At 67.5% G+C, this 23,618-nt stretch carries 19 protein-coding genes; 2 read left to right on the top strand and 17 right to left on the bottom strand.

The window, feature by feature from the left end:
• Nucleotides 1-77: 77 nt before the first annotated feature.
• On the bottom strand, nt 78-632 hold the full coding sequence (thpR, locus tag GQ57_RS20280; protein ID WP_034198873.1) for an RNA 2',3'-cyclic phosphodiesterase: 555 nt from the start codon (nt 630-632) through the stop codon (nt 78-80).
• Nucleotides 629-2,119, bottom strand: a complete 1,491-nt coding sequence (locus tag GQ57_RS20285) for an alanine/glycine:cation symporter family protein (protein ID WP_034198874.1) — start codon at nt 2,117-2,119, stop codon at nt 629-631. The genes thpR and GQ57_RS20285 overlap by 4 nt, the downstream gene beginning before the upstream one ends.
• A gap of 313 nt (nt 2,120-2,432) precedes the next feature.
• Between GQ57_RS20285 and GQ57_RS20290 the strand changes: the two genes are divergently transcribed.
• The gene (locus GQ57_RS20290; protein ID WP_235212711.1) at nt 2,433-2,849 is read left to right on the top strand and encodes a hypothetical protein; all 417 of its coding nucleotides are present in this window, start codon (nt 2,433-2,435) and stop codon (nt 2,847-2,849) included.
• 85 nt (nt 2,850-2,934) lie between these two features.
• On the opposite strand, the gene GQ57_RS20295 is transcribed toward GQ57_RS20290, so the two are convergent.
• The 3 genes from GQ57_RS20295 to GQ57_RS20305 all read right to left on the bottom strand — a co-directional run bounded on the left by GQ57_RS20295 (nt 2,935) and on the right by GQ57_RS20305 (nt 10,192).
• Nucleotides 2,935-4,401, bottom strand: coding sequence for a glutamate synthase subunit beta (locus GQ57_RS20295; protein WP_031400113.1), 1,467 nt, complete (start codon nt 4,399-4,401; stop codon nt 2,935-2,937).
• Nucleotides 4,402-4,486: 85 nt separating this feature from the next.
• The gene (locus tag GQ57_RS20300) at nt 4,487-9,190 is read right to left on the bottom strand and encodes a glutamate synthase-related protein (protein ID WP_034198875.1); all 4,704 of its coding nucleotides are present in this window, start codon (nt 9,188-9,190) and stop codon (nt 4,487-4,489) included.
• Between the two features lie 288 nt (nt 9,191-9,478).
• Nucleotides 9,479-10,192 carry a transposase gene (locus GQ57_RS20305; RefSeq protein ID WP_034198876.1) on the bottom strand — a complete coding sequence of 238 codons (714 nt, stop codon included), beginning with the start codon at nt 10,190-10,192 and terminating at the stop codon, nt 9,479-9,481.
• Nucleotides 10,193-10,385: 193 nt separating this feature from the next.
• Between GQ57_RS20305 and GQ57_RS20310 the strand changes: the two genes are divergently transcribed.
• Complete coding sequence (locus GQ57_RS20310; RefSeq protein WP_031400115.1) at nt 10,386-11,117, top strand: OmpW/AlkL family protein; 732 nt, start codon at nt 10,386-10,388, stop codon at nt 11,115-11,117.
• Nucleotides 11,118-11,326: 209 nt separating this feature from the next.
• On the opposite strand, the gene ugpQ is transcribed toward GQ57_RS20310, so the two are convergent.
• The 12 genes from ugpQ to GQ57_RS20370 form a co-directional block, all read right to left on the bottom strand.
• Nucleotides 11,327-12,097, bottom strand: coding sequence for a glycerophosphodiester phosphodiesterase (gene ugpQ / locus GQ57_RS20315; RefSeq protein ID WP_034198877.1), 771 nt, complete (start codon nt 12,095-12,097; stop codon nt 11,327-11,329).
• Nucleotides 12,098-12,125: 28 nt separating this feature from the next.
• Complete coding sequence (locus tag GQ57_RS20320; protein ID WP_031400117.1) at nt 12,126-13,211, bottom strand: sn-glycerol-3-phosphate import ATP-binding protein UgpC; 1,086 nt, start codon at nt 13,209-13,211, stop codon at nt 12,126-12,128.
• A gap of 32 nt (nt 13,212-13,243) precedes the next feature.
• On the bottom strand, nt 13,244-14,089 hold the full coding sequence (ugpE, locus tag GQ57_RS20325) for a sn-glycerol-3-phosphate ABC transporter permease UgpE (protein WP_031400118.1): 846 nt from the start codon (nt 14,087-14,089) through the stop codon (nt 13,244-13,246).
• Nucleotides 14,086-14,970 carry a sn-glycerol-3-phosphate ABC transporter permease UgpA gene (gene ugpA / locus GQ57_RS20330; RefSeq protein ID WP_031400119.1) on the bottom strand — a complete coding sequence of 295 codons (885 nt, stop codon included), beginning with the start codon at nt 14,968-14,970 and terminating at the stop codon, nt 14,086-14,088. The genes ugpE and ugpA overlap by 4 nt, the downstream gene beginning before the upstream one ends.
• Before the next feature lie 96 nt (nt 14,971-15,066).
• Entirely contained in the window at nt 15,067-16,401 is a 1,335-nt protein-coding gene (gene ugpB / locus GQ57_RS20335) for a sn-glycerol-3-phosphate ABC transporter substrate-binding protein UgpB (protein WP_031400120.1), read from the bottom strand.
• A gap of 90 nt (nt 16,402-16,491) precedes the next feature.
• Complete coding sequence (locus tag GQ57_RS20340) at nt 16,492-17,700, bottom strand: deoxyguanosinetriphosphate triphosphohydrolase (protein ID WP_034198878.1); 1,209 nt, start codon at nt 17,698-17,700, stop codon at nt 16,492-16,494.
• Between the two features lie 41 nt (nt 17,701-17,741).
• On the bottom strand, nt 17,742-18,821 hold the full coding sequence (aroB, locus tag GQ57_RS20345; protein ID WP_034198879.1) for a 3-dehydroquinate synthase: 1,080 nt from the start codon (nt 18,819-18,821) through the stop codon (nt 17,742-17,744).
• Nucleotides 18,818-19,372 carry a shikimate kinase gene (locus GQ57_RS20350; protein WP_031400123.1) on the bottom strand — a complete coding sequence of 185 codons (555 nt, stop codon included), beginning with the start codon at nt 19,370-19,372 and terminating at the stop codon, nt 18,818-18,820. Before GQ57_RS20350 ends, aroB begins: the two co-directional genes overlap by 4 nt.
• 40 nt (nt 19,373-19,412) lie before the next feature.
• On the bottom strand, nt 19,413-21,044 hold the full coding sequence (gene pilQ / locus GQ57_RS20355; RefSeq protein ID WP_034198880.1) for a type IV pilus secretin PilQ: 1,632 nt from the start codon (nt 21,042-21,044) through the stop codon (nt 19,413-19,415).
• Nucleotides 21,041-21,910 (bottom strand): hypothetical protein, encoded by an 870-nt coding sequence (locus GQ57_RS20360; RefSeq protein ID WP_034198881.1) that lies wholly within the window; start codon nt 21,908-21,910, stop codon nt 21,041-21,043. The genes pilQ and GQ57_RS20360 overlap by 4 nt, the downstream gene beginning before the upstream one ends.
• Nucleotides 21,907-22,515, bottom strand: a complete 609-nt coding sequence (locus tag GQ57_RS20365) for a hypothetical protein (protein WP_052001419.1) — start codon at nt 22,513-22,515, stop codon at nt 21,907-21,909. The genes GQ57_RS20360 and GQ57_RS20365 overlap by 4 nt, the downstream gene beginning before the upstream one ends.
• Entirely contained in the window at nt 22,512-23,435 is a 924-nt protein-coding gene (locus GQ57_RS20370) for a hypothetical protein (RefSeq protein ID WP_034198883.1), read from the bottom strand. Before GQ57_RS20370 ends, GQ57_RS20365 begins: the two co-directional genes overlap by 4 nt.
• Nucleotides 23,436-23,618: the final 183 nt, after the last annotated feature.

Consider the following 23,618-nt stretch of genomic DNA (forward strand, 5'->3'; position numbering starts at 1 on the left):
ACGCCGCCAACGCCGTCTGCGACGTGCCGGCGCGATACGCGCGGCGCCCGGCCATCGCGATGCGGCGCGCGCGCCGCTCACCGCGCCGCCGGGCCGATCGGCGCCGACACGATCGGCCGATGCGACACACCCTCTTGCGACAGCCGGCTTTCAAACAGCGTCAGCGCCTCGATGCGTACCGCGACCGGTCGCCCGGTCGCACCGCCGTGCGCGGGCTGGCCGACCGCGTCGCGCGGCAGCCGCGCGAGCGTCACGTGCGGCCGGAACGGCCGCCGGTCGGCCGGTACGCCGAGTTCGTCCAGCAGCGCTCCCAGCTCGACGTTCAGCGCCACGCATGCGGGTTCGGCCGCGAGCTCCGCGACGATCAGCCTCGCGCGCGGCAGGCTCGGCCACCACGCGATCCGCTCGACCGGCAGCACCGGCAGCGCGTAGGCAGCCGCAAGCGCGGGCAGGCGCGCGGCCAGCGCATCGCAACGATCCCGCTCGATCGCGCCGATGAATGCGAGCGTCATGTGCAACTGCGCGGGCGGCGTGCGCCGCGCACCGCGGGTGACCGGCAACCGGTGCAGCGCGTCGCGCGAGGCCGCATCGGGCATCAGCGCGACGAACGCACGGAGCCGGTCGCCGTTCACGACTCGCGCACCGCGGCGCGCGGCACGCCCGCCGCGTCGCCCGAAACCGGGCGCTGCGGCAGCGGGCCGTGCTCGCCCCACACGTCGGCCGGCAGCACGCGCGCGAGTTCCGGGATCGTATTGCGCGTGAACACCGGATCGGCGACGCCGGCCGCGCGCTGGCGGCGATAGTCGGCCCACGCGGCGTGCGCATACTTGCCGAGCGCGAGGATCGCGATCAGGTTGATGATCGCCATCAGCCCCATGCTAGTATCGGCCATCGCCCACACGAGCGGCAGTTGCCCGACGCTGCCGAACATCACCATGCCGAGCACCGCGATCCGGAACAGCGGCAGCACGCCGCGCCGCTTCGTGATGAATTCGACGTTGCCTTCCGCATACGCGTAATTGCCGATCACCGACGAAAACGCGAGGAAGAAGATCGCAACGGCCATGTAGATGCCGCCCCAGTCGCCGACGTGGCTCGAGATCGCGCGCTGCGTGAGCGCCGCGCCTTCCATGCCCGTGCCGATTTCGTACTGGCCCGACAGCAGGATCACGAATGCGGTCGCGCTGCAGATCACGATCGTGTCGACGAACACGCCGAGCATCTGGATCAGCCCCTGCGTGACGGGGTGCCGCGTGCTGGCCGTCGCGGCCGCGTTCGGCGCACTGCCCATCCCAGCCTCGTTCGAGAACAGCCCGCGCTTCACGCCGATCGCGATCGCCTGGCTGACCGCATAGCCGGTCAGGCCGCCCGCCGCCTGCTCGAAGCCGAACGCGCTCTTCACGATCAGCGCGATCACGCCCGGCACCAGCGTGATGTGCGTCGCGACCGCGTAGACCGCCAGCGCGAGATAGCCGATCGCCATCAGCGGCACGATCACCTGCGCGACCGTCGCGATGCGGCGGATTCCGCCGAAGATGATCGGTGCGGAAAGCAGCACGAGGCCGAGACCGACCGTCTCGCGGCTCCAGCCGAACGACGTATGGAATGCGTCGGCGATCGCGTTGGACTGCACCGCGTTGAACACGAAGCCGAACGCGAGGATCAGCGACAGCGAGAACAGCACGCCGAAGCCGCGCGAACGCAGCCCCGTCTGGATGTAGTACGCAGGGCCGCCGCGAAAGCTGCCGTCCGGATGGGACACCTTGAAGATCTGTGCGAGCGTTGCCTCGACGAACGCGGACGACATCCCGACCAGCGCGGTCATCCACATCCAGAAGATCGCGCCCGGCCCGCCGACCGTCAGCGCGACCGCGACGCCGGCGATGTTGCCGGTGCCGACGCGGCTCGCGAGCCCGGTCGCGAACGCCTGGAACGACGAGATGCTGCCCGGCTCGCCCTTGCTGCCGACCAGTTTCATGCTGAGGAACAGCGCCTTCAACTGGATCATCCGGAACCGCAACGTGAACCACGCGCCGACGCCAAGCAGCAGCGCGATCAGCACGTAGTTCCACAACACGCCGTTGACGGCGTCGATCAGCCCTTGCACGAATGCTTCCATCCGGTTTCCTTGTAAATAGGGTCAGTCACATGCGGCCACCGCGAATGCGGCCCGAGGGGCGACATGATATGACAGTTTTCAAGGATTATTACAAAACGAAAGAAATAGAGATGCTGAAAAATCGCACCCGAATGACATCAGGTTAGACGACGCTTCGCGAAAATGCGGGACACCGGCGCGACGACACGATCTCGTCGCCCGCAGGTTCGCGTCCGCTCGGCGGGACAATCCGGACGTCGAAATGACTTCGGATGCCGCTCGCCCGAGACCGGACCGGACACGGCCCGGACTACCCGAACAGGACACGAGCGGAATGCAGTTTCGCCAACCAGAGACGCATCAGCACGTGCCCATGATCCCGACCCTCGCTCGCTACGCCATCCGTGCCGCACTGATCCTCGTCACGGCGGCCGCCGCGCTCTTCCTGCTGCTGCTTGCCGCCATCGTGATTGCCCGATACGAACCCGACAGCGGCTACTGCCCCGACGCGCCAATCGCGGAGCTTGAAGCGAAAATCCTCGCGTTCGCCAGGGAGCAACGCATGGAGCTGAATGGCGCCGAATTCGTCGGCATACCGCGCTACCGCGCCGACAAGCACGGCTGGTGGGCATTCGATCTGAAGTCGCACGACGAAAACTACGTCGCAACGATCGATTGCGACGGCCGCATCACCGGCTTCGGGACGATCCGGAAACTGTCGTTCGATCCGCCGCCACGGTCGGCGCAATGACCTCGCCCGCCCGGCCAGCCATAAAAAAAACCGGGCGCCCTTTCGGACGCCCGGTTCTCATCGAAACCCGCTCGCGGTATTCAGCTCAGCGCGGCAGGTTCGAATGCCCCATCAGGTACGCATCGACCGAGCGTGCGCACTGGCGGCCTTCGCGGATCGCCCACACCACCAGCGACTGGCCGCGGCGCATGTCACCCGCCGCGAACACCTTGTCGACCGACGTGTAGTACGAGCGATCGCCTTCGGTCGCCGCACGCGCGTTGCCGCGCGCGTCCTTCGCGACGCCGAACGCCTCGAGCACCGGCGCGGCCGGCTGCGTGAAGCCCATCGCGAGCAGGACAAGATCGGCCTTCAGTTCGAACTCGGAGTCCGGCACTTCCTGCATCTTGCCGTCCTTCCACTCGACGCGTGCGGCGATCAGCTTCTCGACCTTGCCGTTCTTGCCTTCGAGACGCTTCGTCGCGACCGCCCAGTCGCGCTCGCAGCCTTCCTCGTGCGACGACGACGTGCGCAGCTTGATCGGCCAGTACGGCCACACGAGCGGCTTGTTCTCCTCTTCCGGCGGCTGCGGCAGCAGCTCGAACTGCGTGACCTGCTTCGCGCCGTGGCGGTTCGACGTGCCGACGCAGTCCGAACCCGTATCGCCGCCGCCGATCACGATCACGTGCTTGCCCTTCGCGAGCAGCTGGTCGACGAGCTTGTCGCCCGCGTTCACGCGGTTCTGCTGCGGCAAGAAGTCCATCGCGTAGTGCACGCCCGCGAGTTCGCGGCCCGGCACCGGCAGGTCGCGCGGCGTTTCCGAACCGCCCGCGATCACGACTGCGTCGAATTCTTCCTTCAGCGTGTCCGGCGAGATGGTTTCCTTCGCGAGGCTGCCGATCGACTCGGGCAGCGGCTCCTTGCCGATGAACACGCTGGTGCGGAACGTCACGCCTTCCGCTTCCATCTGGCGCATGCGGCGGTCGATCAGCCACTTCTCGAGCTTGAAGTCGGGAATCCCGTAACGCAGCAGGCCACCGACGCGGTCGTTCTTCTCGAACACCGTCACGTCGTGGCCCGCGCGCGCGAGCTGCTGCGCGGCGGCGAGGCCCGCGGGGCCCGAACCGACGACCGCGACCTTCTTGCCCGTCTTGTGCTCGGCCGGCAGCGGCTTCACCCAGCCTTCCGCCCAGGCCTTGTCGATGATCGCGTGCTCGATCGACTTGATGCCGACCGGATCGTCATTGATCCCGAGCGTGCACGCCGCTTCGCACGGCGCCGGGCAGATGCGGCCCGTGAATTCCGGGAAGTTGTTGGTCGAATGCAGGACTTCGATCGCCTGCTGCCAGTCCTGGCGGTAAACGAGATCGTTGAAATCCGGGATGATGTTGTTGACCGGGCAGCCGTTGTTGCAGAACGGGATGCCGCAATCCATGCAGCGCGCGCCCTGGACCTTCGCGTCCGCGTCGGCCAGTGCCGCGACGAATTCCTTGTAGTGCTTCACGCGCGTGAGCGGTGCTTCGTACGCCTCGTGGCGGCGTTCGAACTCCAGAAAACCGGTTGCCTTGCCCATAAGGTGCTCTTCTGTTCGGTGTATCGGGTGGGGGAGCCGCGCACGGCCGTCAGGCGTGCGCGGCATTCGCTATGTCGTTCGTCGCTCAGGCGGCCAGCACTTCCTTCGCCGCCTTCTTCGCACCGATCTCGCCCAGCGCGCGCTTGTATTCGTGCGGGAACACCTTCACGAACTGGCGGCGCGCCGCATCCCAGTTTTCCAGCAGCGACTTCGCGCGCGGCGAACCCGTGAACTGGAAATGACGCTCGACGAGCCCCTTGAGCAGCGCTTCGTCCGTCGTGCCTGCGTGCCAGAGCGCGCGGTCGACCGTACGCTCCTGCTCGGCCTGCTGCAGCACCGGATCGAGCGCGACCATCGACTTGTTGCACTTCGCCGCGAACGTGCCGTCCGGGTCGTAGATATACGCGACGCCGCCCGACATGCCGGCCGCGAAGTTGCGCCCCGTCTCGCCGAGCACGACGACCGTGCCGCCCGTCATGTATTCGCAACCGTGATCGCCCGTGCCTTCGACGACCGCCGTCGCACCCGAGTTGCGCACGCAGAAGCGCTCGCCCGCGACGCCGCGGAAGAACGATTCGCCTTCGATCGCGCCGTACATCACCGTGTTGCCGCAGATGATGTTTTCCTCGGACTTGCCGCGGAAGTCGTTGGTCGGGCGGATGATGATCCGGCCGCCCGACAGGCCCTTGCCGACGTAGTCGTTGCCGTCGCCGACGAGGTCGAGCGTCACGCCCTTCGCGAGGAACGCGCCGAAGCTCTGGCCCGCCGTGCCCTTCAGCTGGATGTGCACCGCGTCGTCGGCCAGGCCGTCGTGCCCGTGCTTCTTCGCGATCACGCCCGACAGCATCGCGCCGACCGTGCGGTTCACGTTCCGCACCGGCTGGATGAACGACACGTGCTCGCCGCTCTCGATCGCGGCCTTCGCCTTCTCGATCAGCACGTGGTCGAGCGCGCGCTCGAGGCCGTGATCCTGCACGTCGACGTGACGCGGCGCGACCTCCTCGCACTCTTCCGGCTGGTAGAACACGCGCGAGAAGTCGAGGCCCTTCGCCTTCCAGTGCTCGATGCCCTTGCGCGTATCGAGCAGATCGGCGCGGCCGATCAGGTCCTCGAACTTCGAGACGCCGAGCTGGGCCATGATCTCGCGCACTTCCTCGGCGACGAAGAAGAAGTAGTTCACGACGTGCTCGGGCTGACCCTTGAACTTCGCGCGCAGCACCGGATCCTGCGTCGCGACGCCGACCGGGCAGGTGTTCAGGTGGCACTTGCGCATCATGATGCAGCCCTCGACGACGAGCGGCGCCGTCGCGAAACCGAATTCGTCCGCGCCGAGCAGCGCGCCGATCACGACGTCGCGGCCCGTCTTCATCTGGCCGTCGGCCTGCACGCGGATGCGGCCGCGCAGGCGGTTCAGCACCAGCGTCTGCTGCGTTTCGGCGAGGCCCAGTTCCCACGGCGTGCCTGCGTGCTTGACCGACGACAGCGGCGAGGCGCCCGTGCCGCCGTCATGGCCGGCGATCACGACGTGATCGGCCTTCGCCTTCGCGACACCGGCCGCGACCGTGCCGACGCCCACTTCCGACACGAGCTTCACCGAGATGCTCGCGCTCGGGTTCACGTTCTTCAGGTCGTGGATCAGCTGCGCCAGATCCTCGATCGAGTAGATGTCGTGGTGCGGCGGCGGCGAGATCAGGCCGACCCCCGGCACCGAATAACGCAGCTTGCCGATGTACTCGGACACCTTGTGGCCCGGCAGCTGGCCGCCTTCACCCGGCTTCGCGCCCTGCGCCATCTTGATCTGGATCTGGTCGGCCGACGCGAGGTACTCGGCGGTGACGCCGAAGCGGCCCGACGCGACCTGCTTGATCTTCGAGCGCAGCGAATCGCCGTCCTTCAGCGCGATGTCGCTGACGATCTCGTCGCCGATCACCGACTTCAGCGTCTCGCCCGACTTGATCGGAATGCCGCGCAGTTCGTTGCGGTAGCGCTTCTCGTCCTCGCCGCCTTCGCCGGTGTTCGACTTGCCGCCGATCCGGTTCATCGCGATCGCGAGCGTCGCATGCGCTTCGGTGCTGATCGAACCGAGCGACATCGCGCCGGTCGCAAAGCGCTTGACGATGTCCTTCGCCGATTCGACGTCGTCGATCGGAATCGCCCTGGTCGGCTCGACCTTGAACTCGAACAGGCCGCGGAACGTCATGTGACGCTTGGTCTGGTCGTTGATCAGGTGCGCGTATTCCTTGTACGTCTGGTACGAGTTGCTGCGCGTCGCGTGCTGCAGCTTCGCGATCGAATCCGGCGTCCACATGTGGTCTTCGCCACGCACGCGGTACGCGTACTCGCCGCCCGCGTCGAGCATGTCGCGCAGGACCGGGTTGTCGCCGAACGCGTCGCGGTGCAGGCGAATCGCCTCTTCCGCGACTTCGAACAGGCCGATGCCGCCGACCTTCGACGCGGTGCCCTTGAAGTACTTCTCGACGAGGTCGCTCGACAGGCCGAGCGCTTCGAAGATCTGCGCGCCCGTGTACGACATGTACGTCGAGATGCCCATCTTCGACATCACCTTCTGCAGGCCCTTGCCGACCGCCTTCGTGAAGTTGTAGACGGCCTTCTCCGGCGACAGGTCGCCCGGCAGGCCCTCGGCCATCTTCGCGAGCGTTTCCATCGCGAGGTACGGGTGCACAGCTTCGGCGCCATAGCCCGCGAGCAGCGCGAAATGGTGCGTTTCACGCGCGGAGCCGGTCTCGACGACCAGGCCCGTGCTCGTGCGCAGCCCTTGCTGGACGAGGTGCGTGTGGATCGCCGACGTGGCGAGCAGCGCCGGAATCGCGACGTGCTCGGCGTCCGTCTTGCGGTCCGACACGATCAGCATGTTGAAGCCCGACTTCACCGCGTCGACGGCTTCCGCGCACAGCGACGCGAGACGCGCCTCGATGCCTTCCTTGCCCCAGGCGACCGGGTAGCAGATGTTCAGTTCGTACGCGCTGAACTTGCCGCCCGTGTACTGGTCGATCGCGCGGATCTTCGCGATGTCCTTGAAGTCGAGCACCGGCTGCGACACTTCGAGACGCATCGGCGGGTTGATGTTGTTCGTGTCGAGCAGGTTCGGCTTCGGCCCGATGAACGACACGAGCGACATGACCATGTTCTCGCGGATCGGGTCGATCGGCGGGTTCGTGACCTGCGCGAACAGCTGCTTGAAGTAGTGATAGAGCGTCTTGTTCTTGTTCGACATCACCGCGAGCGGCGAGTCGTTGCCCATCGAGCCGACGGCTTCCTCACCCTGCTGCGCCATCGGCGCCATCAGGAACTTCAGATCTTCCTGCGTATAGCCGAACGCCTGCTGGCGGTCGAGCAGCGCGGCGCCCTGCGTGCGGCCGGCCGCGACTTCCTCGGCCTTCGGCTCGATCTCGTCCAGCTTGATGCGCACCGCGTCGATCCAGCTCTTGTACGGCTTCGCGTTCGCGAGGTTGTCCTTCAGTTCCTTGTCGTCGATGATGCGGCCGTGCTCCATGTCGATCAGGAACATCTTGCCCGGCTGCAGGCGCCACTTCTTGACGATCTTCGATTCGGGGATCAGCAGCGTGCCGGCTTCCGACGCCATGATGACGAGGTCGTCGTCGGTCACGATGTAGCGCGCCGGACGCAGGCCGTTACGGTCGAGCGTCGCGCCGATCTGGCGGCCGTCGGTGAACGCGATCGCGGCCGGGCCGTCCCACGGCTCCATCATCGCGGCGTGGTATTCGTAGAACGCGCGGCGGTTCTCGTCCATCAGCGTGTGCTGTTCCCACGCTTCCGGGATCATCATCATCACCGCGTGCACGAGCGGGTAGCCGGCCATCACCAGCAGTTCGAGACAGTTGTCGAACGATGCGGTGTCCGACTGGCCCGGATAGATCAGCGGCCACAGCTTCGGCAGGTCGTCGGCGAGCACATGCGACGCGATCGCGCCGGTACGCGCGTTCAGCCAGTTCACGTTGCCCTTCACGGTGTTGATCTCGCCGTTGTGCGCGATCATCCGGTACGGGTGAGCCAGTTCCCACGCCGGGAACGTGTTGGTCGAGAATCGCTGGTGCACGAGCGCCAGCGCCGACACGACGCGCGTGTCCTGCAGGTCGCGGTAATACACGCCGACCTGGCCCGCGAGCAGCAGCCCCTTGTAGACGATCGTACGCGCCGACATCGACGGCACGAAGTATTCCTTGCCGTGCTTGAGCTTCAGCGCCTGGATGCGGTGGCTCGCCGTCTTGCGGATCACGTACAGCTTCCGCTCGAGCGCGTCGGTCACCATGATGTCCTTGCCGCGGCCGATGAAGATCTGGCGGATCAGCGGCTCGCTCGCCTTCACGGTCGGCGAAATCGGCATCGCATGGTCGACCGGCACGTCGCGCCAGCCGAGCACGACCTGGCCTTCGGCCTTCACCGTCCGCTCGAGCTCCTGCTCGCACGCGAGGCGCGACGCATTTTCCTTCGGCAGGAAGATCATCCCGACCCCATATTCGCCGGCGGGCGGCAGCATCACGCCCTGCTTCGCCATTTCCTCGCGATAGAACGCGTCCGGAATCTGGATCAGGATGCCCGCGCCGTCGCCCATCAGCGGATCGGCGCCGACCGCGCCACGGTGATCGAGGTTCTCGAGGATCTTCAGACCCTGCTGAATGATCTCGTGGCTCTTCTTGCCCTTGATGTGAGCGACGAAGCCGACGCCGCAGGCGTCGTGTTCGTTTTGCGGGTCATACAGACCTTGTGCGGCGGGCACCGCGGCGAGCGGCTGCTGATGGTCGTTCATGGGGACACCGTCGTAAAGGGGGCCTGGAGGCCGTTGAACCATTTTCTTGTTGCCGTCGATCCCGCTCCCGACGGGAAACGGCGCGGCCGACAGTGGTCGGGCATGCTTCGCCCGGGCCACCGGAATTCGGAATATACGCGACGAATCAAAGGAATAGCAACAAAAACCGTCTGATTGATCCCTAATTAAATGGATGCCTCGATCTGGTGCCGTTTTATTGGGGCCGTATCACTTTGGTGCAAAAAGAAGCGACGCCCTCAGCGCCGCCTCCTGTACCGCCGTCCCGTGTTACTGCTGGATCGGCGGTGTGTTTTCACGCACCTTTCTGGGGCGTCCGCGCGGCAGCGGCGACACGCGCCGGTTCGCGGTGCGCGCCGCCCATTCGCGGTAGTTCTCGCCGCCGAGCACCCAGCCCTTGAGCGTCGCCTGCTGCAGCTGGTCCGCCTGCCGCTCGTCGAGCGGCTGCTCGCACAGCTCCTTGTACGCGCGCTGGCGGTCGAACGGCGTATTGCCGAGCGCCCAGTAGAGCGGATGGTCGGTAATCAGGCTGTCGACGGTGAGCCCGACGTGATGCCGGTAGCTCGACCAGCGATAGGCCTCGGGCGCCGCCACGAGCTGCGCGCGCACCGGGCTCATCTCGACCACCCGGCTCGCGAGCAGGAAATAGCGCTCGCCTTCGATCACGGTCGCGCGATAGCGGCCTTCCCACAGGGTGCCGCGCCGCGAATAGCGCCGGTTGAAATGCGCGACATAGCGGCGGCCGACGGCCTGCATCGCCTTCGGCAGGCTCGCTTCGTCACTCGGCGTGACGAGCAGTTGCACCTGGCGCGGCAGCAGCACGTAGGCGTGTACCGACAGGTGGTGATCGCGTGCGGCGGCCTTCAGGCAATCGATGAAGAGTTCGTAGTCCTGGTCGTCGACGAACGCGGGTTGCTGATCCAGGCCGCGCAGTATCACGTGCTGCGGCTGGTCGGGAACGTAGAGTCGTGCTAACCGTGCCATGCTGAATGTCCGTTTGAACGCGTTAGGAAATACCCGGAGGTCCGAAAATGCGCACCTGCGTAGAATGCCTGTCCTGGCAAGGCGCGGAAGCGTACGGTCGTACTAATCCTAGGGTGAAAACTCTAACTTACGAGCTTGTTTGGTTTTAAACGCAGTCGTCATAATGAGCACGCCTTAGATCGGAGGAGACACAATGAAACGAAAACTGGCCATTACGGGGGTCGCGGCGCTCGCTTTCACGTTGGCGGGCGGCACGGCTCACGCACAATCCGCGGGTAGCTTCTACGTCAGCACCGGCTGGCTGCACCTTGCGCCGCAAGACAGCAGCGACCCGCTGTTCCTGTACGGCGTAGGCGGCACGCCCATCAACCAATCGATTCCCAACACCGGTGCCGGCATCAGCGACGCCGACACGATCGCGCTGGCGACCGGTTACTTCCTGACCGACCACATCGCCACCGAGTTCATCGCCGGCATTCCGCCGAAGTTCGACATCACCGGCAAGGGCCAGTTCTCAAGTTTCGGCACGCTCGGCCGCGCGTACCAGTGGAGCCCCGCGCTCCTCCTCAAGTATTACTTCAACGACGCCAACGCGAAGTTCCGTCCGTATGTCGGCGTCGGCGCGACGTATATCTGGTTCACCGGCGCGAAGATCACGAACGGCGCGTTCGAGAACGGCGCGCTCGGCGGCCCGACCAGCGCCACGACCAGCAACCAGTGGGCGCCCGTGTTCAACGCCGGTTTCACGTACAACTTCACGAAGCACTGGTTTGCCGGCTTCTCGATGTCGTACATCCCGGTCGGCGTGACCGCGACCTTCACGACGGCCAAGCGGACCCAGGTCGGCACGCTGACCGAGACGTCGAAGGCGCGTATCTCGCTGAATCCGATCGTGACCTACCTGAACGTCGGCTACCGCTTCTAAGCGTAGTCGAATATTTGGGGAATGGTTAATCCCGCTGCAATTTGTAGCGGAATTTTCCTGGCGTAATGTCTCCACGATGCAAAACGCCCCGGCGGGAATCCCGCCGGGGCGTCGCTTTTTCGCGTCAGACTCGATCCCGGCCAAGGCGTCTCGGGACCCGGGGGAGGCCGCCAGGGCCTCTTCACGCCGATAACGGGCTTGTGCCGGCCCTAGACGATGTCGATGTCGTCCAGTGCGTCCGGGCCGATCAGGTCGATGCGGTCCGTGCAGACCGCGTCGACGCCCCAGCGGGCGAGTTCGCGCGCCCGCCCGAGGTCGTTGACCGTGTAAACCAGGATGCGCAGCCCGGCCGCCTTGATCGCGCGCACGAGCGGCTCGTCGAGCCGTTTGTGGTCTGCATGCAACGATACGCAGCCGAGCGCCCCGACGACCTGCGCATGCCAGTCGTCCGGCACGGCTTCGTACAGCATGCCGCGCGGCAGCGCGGGCACGGTCGCCCGCGCCTGCTGCAGCGCGTCGAACGAAAACGACGACAGCAGCGGCGGAACCTCGACATCGCGCCAGTACGCCGCAGCATCGGCCGCCACGCGCTGCCCGGTCTCGCGCTCGCGCCCCGGGCACGGCTTGATCTCGACGTTCGCGGCCAGCCCGTGCGCAATGCAGCGCGCCGCCGCGGCCTCGAGCGTCGGCATCCGCTCGCCCGCGAAGCGCGCGTCGAGCCACGCGCCCGCGTCGAGCGCGGCCAGCGCCTCATAGCGCATGCCTGCCGCCGCGCCGTGGCCGTTCGACGTCCGGTCGACGGTATCGTCGTGCAGCAGGAACGTCACGTCGTCGGCCGACAGCTTCGCGTCGAACTCGACCATCCGGTGGCCGCGGCGCGCGCCCTCGTCGAGGGCGGCGAGCGTATTCTCCGGCGCGAGCGCGCCGCCGCCGCGATGGGCGACGACACGCGGGTAAGGCCAGTCGGAACGGGTTGTCATCGTCGGTCTCTCGGCAGGTGCGGCAGGTTCAGCCGGCACGCTTGCCGGTCTCGGGATCGAAGAAATGCAGCCGGTGCGCCGGCAGCGCCGCCGCCAGCGCCGTGCCGCGCGCCGGACGGTCCGCATGCGGCAGGCGCACCGCGACGTCGTGATTGCCCCAGCGGCCATGCGCGAGATTGTCCGCGCCGAGCAGTTCGCACGAATCGACCGGCAGCGTCGCCTGCGCGACGCCCGGCTGCGGCGTCATGTGCTCCGGCCGTACGCCGAGCACCCAGTCGCGGCCGGTGGCGATCTCCGTGCCGATGCCGGGCGCGCCGGCAACCGGCAGCGCGGGGCCGCCGCCCGCGACCGTAAACGTCGCGCCGTCTTCCGACAGCCGGCCATGCATCAGGTTCATCGCGGGCGAGCCGATGAAACCCGCGACGAACACCGTCGCCGGCTTCTCGTACACGTCGACCGGCGCGCCGATCTGCTCCGCGTAGCCGCGATTCATCACGATCACGCGCTGCGCGAGCGTCATCGCCTCGATCTGGTCATGCGTCACGTAGACGCTCGTCGTCGCGAGCCGCGCATGCAGCCGCTGGATCTCGAGGCGCATCTGCACGCGCAGCTTCGCGTCGAGGTTCGACAGCGGCTCGTCGAACAGGAACACCGACGGCTCGCGCACGATCGCGCGCCCCATCGCGACGCGCTGCCGCTGGCCGCCCGACAGCTCGCGCGGCCGCCGCGCCAGCAGCGGCTCGAGTTCGAGAATCTTCGCGGCCGCGGCGACCCGCGACTCGATCGTCGCACGCTCGATCCCGCGGATCTTCAGTCCATAGCCCATGTTCTGCGCGACCGTCATGTGCGGATACAGCGCATAGTTCTGGAACACCATCGCGATGTCGCGATCCTTCGGCTCCAGCGCGTTCACGACGCGCTCGCCGATCGCGATCTCGCCGTCCGTCACCGTCTCGAGCCCCGCGATCATCCGCAGCAACGTCGATTTGCCGCAGCCCGACGGGCCGACCAGCACGATGAATTCGCCGTCGGCAATCTCCACGTCGATGCCATGCAGCACGTGCTGCTTGCCGTCGTAGGATTTCCTGACGCCTTTCAAGCTCAGCGCAGCCATTCTTGGTCTTTCTCCCGGTTGCCGTCCGTTGTTCACTTCTCGGAATCGACGAGGCCGCGCACGAACCAGCGCTGCATCGCCAGCACGACGACGAGCGGCGGAACCATCGCCAGCAGCGTCGCCGCCATCACGTATTGCCATTCGGTCGCGGCGTCGCCGCTCGCGATCATCGTCTTGATGCCCACCACCGCCGTCGACAGCGACGCCTCCGTCGTGATCAGGATCGGCCACAGATACTGGTTCCAGCCGTAGATGAAGGTGATCACGAACAGCGCCGCGATGCTCGTCTTCGACAACGGCAGCACGACGTCCCAGAAAAACCGCAGCGGCCCGGCGCCGTCGATGCGCGCGGCGTCCATCAGCTCGTCCGGCAGCGTCATGAAGAACTGGCGGAACAGGAACGTCGCGGTCGCCGACGCGATCAGCGGCAACGTGAGCCCCGCGTAGGTGTTGGTCAGGTGCAGCGTCGACACGACCTGCACGGTCGGAAAGATCCGCACCTCGACCGGCAGCATCAGCGTGACGAAGATCAGCCAGAACGCGGTGTTGCGGAACGGGAAGCGGAAATAGACGATCGCGTAGGCGGACAGGATCGACACCGCGATCTTGCCGACCGAGATCCCGAGCGCCATCGCGAAGCTGTTCACGAGCAGCAGGCCGAACGGCGCCGTCGTGGCGCCGCTGCCGTGCCCCCAGATGTACGCGACGTTCTCGAACAGGTGCGTGCTCGGCACGAGCGACAGCGGCACCGTCAACACTTCCTGCGCGTTCATCGTCGCCGCGCAGAACGCGACGTAGACGGGAAACAGGACCAGCACCGCGCCGGCGATCAGCACCGCGTGGCAGAACAGGTCGAAACCCTTGCGATTTTCGATCATGCGTATTGCACCCTGCGTTCGACGAAGCGGAACTGGATCACCGTGAGCCCGACGACGATGATCATCAGCACGACCGACTGCGCGCCCGAACTGCCGATATCGAGCCCCTGGAAACCTTCCGCAAAGATCTTGTAGATGAGCGTCTTCGTGCTTTGCGCCGGGCCGCCGCCGGTGGCCGCGTCGATCACCGGGAACGTGTCGAAGAACGCGTAGACGAGGTTCACGACCAGCAGGAAGAAGCTCGTCGGCGACAGCAGCGGCAGCACGATGTTGAAGAAGCGCCGCACCGGCCCCGCGCCGTCGATCGCCGCCGCCTCGATCAGCGAGCGCGGGATCGCCTGCAGGCCCGCATAGAAGAACAGGAAGTTGTAGCTCACCTGCTTCCACACCGACGCGAGCACGACCAGGAACATCGCCTGCCCGCCGTTCAGCGCGTGATTCCACACGATGCCGCCCTTCGCGAGCGCGTACGTGATCAGGCCGATGCTCGGGTTGAACAGGAATGCCCACAGCACGGCCGCGATCGTCGGCGCGACCGCATACGGCCAGATCAGCAGCGTACGGTACACGCGCGCGCCGCGGATCACGCGGTCGGCGCACGCGGCCAGCAGCAGCGACACGACGAGCCCGCTCACCGTGACGAGCGAACTGAACACGAGCGTCGTGCGGAACGAATCGAGATATAGCGGATCGGCGAACAGGTGCGTGAAGTTCGCGAAGCCGACGAATTCGCTCGAGGTGCCGAACGCGTCCTGCATCTGCGTCGACTGCCACAGCGCGACGCCGGCCGGCCACAGGAAGAACACGGCGGTGATCGCGAGCTGCGGCGCGATCAGCAGGTACGGCACCAGGCTCGTACCGAAGCGGGAACGGGATTGCATCGCGGATATCCGGTCAGGCAAAACGGAAAGGAAACCGCGCCGCCGGCCGGCACGCGCCCAGGCGCGGCACGGCCGGCGGCACGCAGCGATGCGCGCTCAGCCGCCCGACTTCTCGAAGCGGCGCAGCAGTTCGTCGCCGCGCGAGGCCGCCGAATCGAGCGCGTCCTTCGGCGACTTCTTCTGCGCCCAGACTTGCTCGAATTCCTCGTCGACGATCGTGCGGATCTGCGGCATGTTGCCCAGGCGCAGCCCCTTCGTGTAAGGCAGCGGCGGCTTGTTCAGCATCTGCTTGATCGCGGTTTCCGCGCTCGGGTTCTTCGCATAGAAGCCCTGCTGGCGCGTGAGGTCGTACGCGGCGGTCGTCACCGGCAGGTAGCCGGTGTCCTGGTGCCACTTCGCGGCGACGGCCGGCGAGGCCAGGTACGCGAGGAATTTCGCGACGCCCTTGTAGGTCGCCGGATCCTTGCCGGCCAGCACCCACAGGCTCGCGCCGCCGATGATCGCGTTCTGCGGCGCGCCCTTCACGTTCGCGTCGTACGGCAGCATGCCCGTGCCGAAGCTGAATTTCGCGAACTTCTGCAGGTTCGCGAGCGCGCCCGACGACGTCGTCATGATCCCGCAGTCGCCGCTGTAGAACTTCGCCGACGCTTCGTCCTTGCGGCCCGCGTACGTGAACGTGCCGTCCTTCGCCATCTGCTGCAGGAACGCGACGTGGGCGATCTGGTGCGGCTTGTTGAATTCGAGCACGGCGTCGGTGCCGTCAAAGCCGTTGTTGCGGCTCGCGAACGGCAGCGCTTGCCATGCGCTGTAATTCTCGAGCTGGATCCAGCCCTGCCAGCCGGTCGTGAAGCCGCACGCCATCCCCGACTTGCGCAGCTTCTCGGCATCGGCCTGCACGTCGGCCCAGGTCTTCGGCGGCTGGTTCGGATCGAGGCCGGCCTTCTTGAACGCGTCCTTGTTGTAGTACAGCACCGGCGTCGAGCTGTTGAACGGCATCGACACGAGGTGGCCCGTCTTCGCATCGCTGTAGTAGCTCGCGATGGTCGGCACGAACGCCTTCTCGTCGAGCGGCACGCCGGCCTGCTTGAACACGTCGTAGACGGGCACGACGGCCTTCTTCGCCTGCATCATCGTGGCCGTGCCGACTTCGTAGACCTGCAGGATCGCCGGCGCGTTACCGCTGCGATAGGCGGCGATGCCTGCCGCGAGGGCCTGGTCGTAGGTGCCCTTGTAGACCGGCACGATCTTGTAGTCGCTCTGCGACGCATTGAACTGGTCGGCGATCGCATTGACCCGCTCGCCGAGCGCGGCCTCCATCGCATGCCAGAACTGGATTTCCGTCGCGGCGAACGCCACGTGCTGCGCGCCGAACAGCAGCGCGCCGCCGAGCGCGATCGAGCGAACCAGGGTCCCCGCAGGCTTCTTCTTCATCGACCTCTCTCCTATGAAAACGTTACCAACCGCGTCTGCAACATTCCTGTCGCCATTGAACCGGCGAAGTCTAGTGATCGTTTGTGACAGTCAGTTGTCGCTGATGACGAACAGGCGCTGATATTCCTTCAGCGCGAAGCGGTCGGTCATGCCGGCGATGTAGTGTGCGACGAGGCGCGGCTGCTGCGCGGCGTCGTCGGACTGGTAGGGCGGCGGCAGCAGGCGCGGATCGTCGATGAACGCGTCGAACAGGCCGGTGACGACGCGCTGCGCCTTGCTCGCCATGCGCATCACCTTGTAGTGGCGATAGAGGTTCTTGAAGAGGAAACGCTTGAGGGCGGCCGCCTGCGCAGCGACCGTTTCGCTGTGCGACACGAGCGGCGGCGCGGCGCGCACGTCGTCGAGCGACGCGGGCGCGACGCGCGCGAGGTTGCGCGTCGTCTCGTCGATCAGGTCGACGATCAGCGTGTTGATGATGCGCCGCACCGTTTCGTGCACGAGACGGCGTCCTTCGAGGTGCGGGAATTCGGCGAGCGCCGCCTCGTAGTGGCGCTGCCACAGCTCGACTTCCGCGAGCTGCGCGATCGTGATCAGGCCCGAGCGCAGGCCGTCGTCGACATCGTGGTTGTTGTAGGCGATTTCGTCGGCGATGTTCGCGAGCTGCGCCTCGAGCGACGGCTGGCGCCCCTGCAGGAAACGCTCGCCGAGCGGGCCGAGCTTGCGCGCATTCTCGCGCGAACAGTGTTTCAGGATACCTTCGCGCGTCTCGAAGCACAGGTTCAGCCCGTTGAACGCGCCGTAATGCTCCTCGAGCTCGTCGACGACCGCGAGGCTCTGCAGGTTGTGCTCGAAACCGCCGTGCTCGCGCATGCATGCATTCAGCGCGTCCTGCCCGGCATGGCCGAACGGCGTATGGCCGAGATCGTGCGCGAGCGAGATCGCCTCGACGAGATCCTCGTTCAGGCGCAGGTTGCGCGCGACCGAGCGGGCGATCTGCGCGACTTCGAGACTGTGCGTGAGACGCGTGCGGAACAGGTCGCCTTCGTGATTGACGAAAACCTGCGTCTTGTATTCGAGCCGGCGAAACGCGGTCGAATGGACGATGCGGTCGCGGTCGCGCTGGAATTCGGTGCGCGCCGCCGGCGGCGTTTCCGGATGGCGGCGGCCGCGCGACTGCGATGCGTGCGCGGCATACGGAGCGAGATGAGCTTCCAGCGCCGCCAGCGTCGGCGGCTCGGCCACCGGCGCGGCGGATGCGAGGATGGCTTCGGGCAGTGTACTGCTGGATGTCTCGCTCACGTCTCCTCCAGGTTGGGGGCGCCGGGGCGTCCGGGCCGCCGTTAGCGGGTTGTCTGCGCCAGTGTAGCGAACACGGCCTCGTCCGGCGCCTGTGTGATCAACGTATCGCCGAATCGCTTCAACAGGATGAACTTGATCGCGCCTGCCTCGGCCTTCTTGTCGACCCGCATCAGGTCCATGTAGCGGTCATCGCCGAGCGTGGGCCCGCGGGTCGGCAGGTGCGCGGCCGCGATCACCGCGTCGAGGCGCTGCCGCGACGCTTCGTCGAGCAGGCCGAGCCGCACCGACAGATCGCCCGCCATCACCATCCCGCAGCCGACCGCCTCGCCGTGCAGCCACTCGCCGTAGCCGAGCCCGGCCTCGATCGCATGGCCGAACGTGTGGCCGAAGTTCAGGATGGCGCGCAGGCCGCCTTCGCGCTCGTCGGCGGCAACCACGCTCGCCTTGATCTCGCACGAGCGCTTCACGGCGTGCGCGAGCGCGGCCGGTTCGCGACGGTTCAGCGCATCGACGTTCGCCTCGATCCAGTCGAAGAATGCCGCATCGGCGATCGCACCGGTCTTGATGACCTCGGCGACGCCTGCGGCCAGCTCGCGGTCGGGCAGCGTCGTCAGCGCGCCGATGTCCGCGATCACGGCCTGCGGCTGGTAGAACGCGCCGATCATGTTCTTGCCGAGCGGGTGGTTGATGCCCGTCTTGCCGCCGACCGACGAATCGACCTGCGACAGCAGCGTCGTCGGCACCTGGATGAACGGCACGCCGCGCATGTAGCACGCGGCGGCAAAGCCCGTCATGTCGCCGATCACGCCGCCGCCGAGTGCGACGAGCGTGGTCTTGCGGTCAGCGCGCCCGGTCAGCAGCCCGTCGAAGATCAGATTCAGCGTTTCCCAGTTCTTGTACGCTTCGCCGTCCGGCAGCACGACCGTCGACACGTGCTTGCCGAGCGGCGCGAGCGCCGCGCGCAGCGTATCGCCGTACAGCGGATCGACCGTCGTGTTCGTGACGATCGTGACGGACGAACCCTTGATGTGCGGCGCGAACAGCTCGGCGCGGCCGATCAGGCCGGCGCCAATGTGAATCGGGTAGGCGCGGTCGCCCAGGTCGACGTTGACAGTAATCATGCTTGTAGCGGCTTGGCAATGACGCCCGCCAGTTCGAGTTGCATCAGCACCATGTTGACGAGACCGTTGACCGACGGACGGCCGGTCTCGATGACGAAATCCGCGCATTCGCGGTACAGCGGGTCGCGCACTTCATACAGCGCCTCGAGACGCCCCTTCGGGTCGTCGGTCTGCAGCAGCGGGCGGTTCTTGTCCTTGCGGGTGCGCAACCAGAGATCGTGCGGATTGGCGCGCAGATAAACGACGATGCCGTGATTTTTCAGGAAATCGCGATTTTCCGGGCGTAGCACCGCACCGCCGCCCGTCGCGAGCACGATGTTCTCGCGCTGCGTGAGTTCGGCGATCACCTGCGTTTCGCGATCGCGAAACCCGCCCTCGCCCTCCATCTCGAAGATCACCGGGATGCGCGCGCCCGTGCGGGCCTCGATTTCGTGGTCGGAGTCGAAGAACGTCCTGTCGAGACGACGCGCGACCGCGCGGCCCACGGTGGTCTTACCCGCTCCCATAAGGCCGACGAAAAATACGTTTGCATGTGGGTCCCGCGCTTGCAACGGCTTCCTCTGCTTCAATCTTGCTGGTGTGTGGCGCAGCTTACTGGCAAAGCGGCTGCCTTGTCGAGCCTGCGCCGGCGGCTTCCGGCCCCGTTATTTCGGTATTCACGTCGCCCGCGCTGCCCGCATCGCAGCGCGCATCGACAATGGTCGGCGTAATGAAGACGACCAGTTCGTTGCGCTGGTCGCGCTGCGCGCGGTGCCGGAAAAGCGCGCCCAGAAACGGTATTTTGCCCAAGAGCGGCACGCGCGTCACATCGTTCCGGGTCAGTTGTTCATAGATCCCGCCGATCGCGACCGTCCCGCCGTTCTCGACCTCGACGCGCGTCTGCACGTGCTTCGTATGAATCGCCGGGCCGGCCGCCGTCGGTTCGCCGACGCTGTCCTTGGTCACATCCAGGTCGAGCACGACGCGCCCGTCGGGCGTAATTTGCGGCTCGACCTCGAGCTTGAGCGTCGCGCGGCGGAACTGCACGCCGCTCACGCCGTTGCCGACCTTGGCCTGGTACGGCAACTCGGAGCCCTGCTCGACGATCGCCTTGATGCGGTCGGCCGTGACCACGCGCGGACGCGAAACGATCTGGCCCCGCCCCTGCGCCTCGAGCGCGCTCAGTTCGACGTCGAGTACGCGGCTGAGCGGGGCGGCGAACAGCGTGAAGCCGGCGGTCGCCGCCTCGAAACCGCCGAGCGGCCGCGCGGCAAGGTCGAGCGCGTTGCGCGGGCCGGTCGCGGGCGTGGCACCGTCGCCCGCCGACGGCTGCCCCTGCGCACGCAGTGCGACGCGCGCACCTAGGTTGCGCGAGAAACCCTGTTCGCCCTCCACGATGCGGGCCTCGATCCGGACTTGCCGCGACGGCCGGTCGATCGCGTCGATCAGGCTCGCGATCTGGACGAGACGCGGCGCGAGATCGGTAACGAACAGCAGGTTCATGCGCGGATCGGCCGCCGCCGCGCCCCGCTTGGACAGCAGACGCTGGCCGGTCGCGCCCGCCAGCAGCCGCTGCACGTCCTGCGCGCGCGGATAGTGCAGCGCGAACGTGCGGCTCGCGAGCGGCTCCAGGTCGGCGGCCCGCGCATGCATGTCGAAGCGCTCGCGTTCGCGTGCGGCCAGCTCGGCCGCCGGTGTGATCCAGATCACGTTGCCGCGTCGGGACATCGCAAGCCCGTGCGTATCGAGCAGCGTGTCGAAGGCATCGCGCCAGCGGACATTGTTCAGACGCAACGTGACGGTGCCGCGCACCTGCTCGCCGACGACGATGCTGAGCCCCGTGAACCGCGCGAACGCGTCGAACGCGGCCGCGAGCCCGGCTCCCTGCAAATGCAGCGAGATGCGCCGCTCGTCGTCGGCATCGCCCGGTTGCCGTGCCGCGGGATCGCTCATCCGCGCCGGGGGCGCCAGCGGGATCGGCGGCCCCTCCAGCCCTGACGCCGGGGTGGCAGCTTCCGCCTGCCGCGCCGCACGCCCCGCCTGGTCGAACGGCAGCGGGCCAGCCTCAGCCGGCGCCATGCCGTCCGCGCCTTCCACCATGCGTTGCGGCAACGGCAGGCCCGGCACCGGCGTCTCCATCGACGCGACGGGCCAGTCTGCCGGCAACGGCGGCAACGCGGCGCTCGCACCGGCCGCCGTCAATCCGGCCCAGACGACAAGCGCCCGACCCCGATGCCTGATCATGGCCGTCCTCCTTCGCCCAGGACGATCCGGTAGGCGCCGTCGGCCATCGCCAGCGTCACGGCTGCGGAATCGACCCGCATCACGCGCGCGATCCCGAGCGCTTCGCCGGGCACCACGGCCACATACGTGCCAGCGCCGTCGTCGAACAGTGCGAGACCGGCACGCGCGTCGCGAATCGTGCCGGCCAGGCGGGTAGCCGCCCCCTCGTCTCCGGACGCCACGGCCCAGCCGAACGGATCGGCATCGGGCGCGGCAGCCAGAACCTGCGCCTCGCCACCCATGAACGTTGCCGCTTGCAACCCGGGAAACACGTCGACGGATATTTCCACGCGCGCGGACTGCGTGCCGCGTTCGACGCGCAACGCAGACGGCACCGCCAATACCGGAAAGCGCGCCAGCCCGCCGACCACGCTCAGCAACGCGCGAAAGCCGCCATCCGCGACGATGCGCACCGTGCGCCGGCGGCTGTCCGGTGCAGCACCGTCGGCGCGTTGCGGTTCGAGCGATACGCCGTGCAGCCCGCCCGAGGCAGCGAGGTCGGCCAGTTCCAGCATCAGTTCGGCCCACTCCGGCACCCGCGGCAAACTGTCGTCCCGCGATGGCTCCGGATGCAGGTCGCGCCGCCGCGCCGCGGCTTCGATTACCCGCTGCGCGTCGGCGGCACGGGCCTGCGCCGCCGCCAACAGTGCGCGACCATGCGCGAGCCCGCTCCAGTCGGCGGCATTCGCCAGATGAATGCCGCCCGCCAGCACGGCAGAGAATGCGGCCACACAGCCTGCGATGTGCGCCACCTGCGGCGACATTCGCCGCAAGCCGCCCCGCCATGCGGCGCCGTGCGGCGTGGCCCGATCCATGAGCGCCGTCATGCGCCGCCTCCCGATACAGCCCGCGACGGCGTCGCGTCCTGCCAATGCAGATGGACCGAAAACCTGAACGGCATCCCGTCCGTGGTCGCCCCGGCACCCGACGCAGGCTTCAACGCATCGATATCGATCCGCCAGTCGTGCTGCTCACGTGCGATCCCCGCGAGCCATCTCGCGGCCGCACGGTAACTCGCGGCACGGATATCGAGCACCGCACCGGCCGACGTCGTACGCAGCGCGTCGAGCCGGACGGTGCCGTCGCGCACCCGGGCCAGTGCCGCCAGCAGGGCGGCAGCGCGCCGGTAAGGCAGGGCAAGCGCGGCTGCCTGCGCATCGCGCTGGGCCGCGACGGCCACCGCTTCGACGGCGCGCGTCGCGGCGCCTACCTGCGGATGCAACTGCCGCAGCCGCGCCTCCACGCCCGCACGCTCGGCATCCACACGCCACCTCGACCACGTGGCCGCGCCCGTCCACAGGCCGACGCCCAGCGCGCCGAGCAGAATCGCCGCGCCGCATTGCGCAGCCCGACGACGTCGCGATGCCTGCGCCAGCCGCTCGCGGTACGGCAGCAGGTTGAAACCGCCCGCCCTCACACGATCCGCCGTCATTCCCACACCCCGCGCAACGCCAGCCCGAAGGCAACGGCGAATGCAGGGCCGCCCGGCACCCCGGCCGGCGAACACGGCGGCCCGTCCCGCCCTGCGCATTCGAAGGGCACCGCGATCGTGCCGAGCACGTCGCCGATCTCGGCGACGGACGTACCCAGGCGGGCAATGCACCGCTCGTCCCCCGCCACGAGTACGCAACGCACGGCCCCCAGCGCTCTCTGGCGCAATGCGTCGGAGAACGCCCCCGGAACGGTACCGGACAGCGTCAGCACCGGCACGGCCAACGGGCCGTCGATGCGCCATCCATGTACGCCCGAGTCATGGAACCAGAGCGCCCCGCAGGCGCCCTGCGCAGCGGGCTCGAAGTGCGCGGCATAGCGTAATGCACGCAGCGCGGCGGCCGACTCGCCGTCGACCACCGTCAGGTCGACACCGGCCTGGGCGGCCACGTCGATCCGCCGTTCGAGCAGCGCCAGCGGTGCCACGGCAATCTCGATCTCGCCGGACCGTGCGGCGCCGTCGTGCCGCCAGTCGAACGCCAGGCTGTCCGGCGCCAGCCCCGAGATTCGCTCGGCCGCCTGCCGTGCCGCGTCCTGGACGTCGTCTCGCCCGGCCAGATCGAGCGTCGCGGTGCGCATCTCGTCGTCGTGCAACGCCATCACGCCGCGTGCGTCGCACCGTACGTCGGCCGCCGACAGCCGCGACACCGCTGCCGACAGCGCACGCGCGACCGCCGCCCAGCGCGCGTCTTCCGGCCCGCCCGCCAACCCGACCGGCTCCCGGTCGAGCCCCTCGATGCACACGTCCGCGCCCCGGCCGCGCCGGCCCAGCACGACCACCCTCACCTCGTCCGCGCCGACGTCGATACCCGTCGACCGGTGCCTGCCCCGCGCAAACCGTGCCACCCATCGTCCCGCCATGCCGCCTCCCGAGATCGTCGCGGCCCATGCCGCGTGTCCGAGACCTGATTCTGCAAAGCGGTGGGCGCGGCCGACAGTCGGCCGAACGGCCAGCATCCGCTCGCGGCGAACCCGCGAGGGCTATGCTGGAAGCACGCCGGCCCGCGGCTTTGCGACGGGCGCGCCCCGTGTCAGGAGCGGCCT

The sequence above is a fragment of the Burkholderia sp. MSh2 genome (assembly GCF_000731655.1).
Lineage (GTDB): Bacteria > Pseudomonadota > Gammaproteobacteria > Burkholderiales > Burkholderiaceae > Burkholderia > Burkholderia paludis.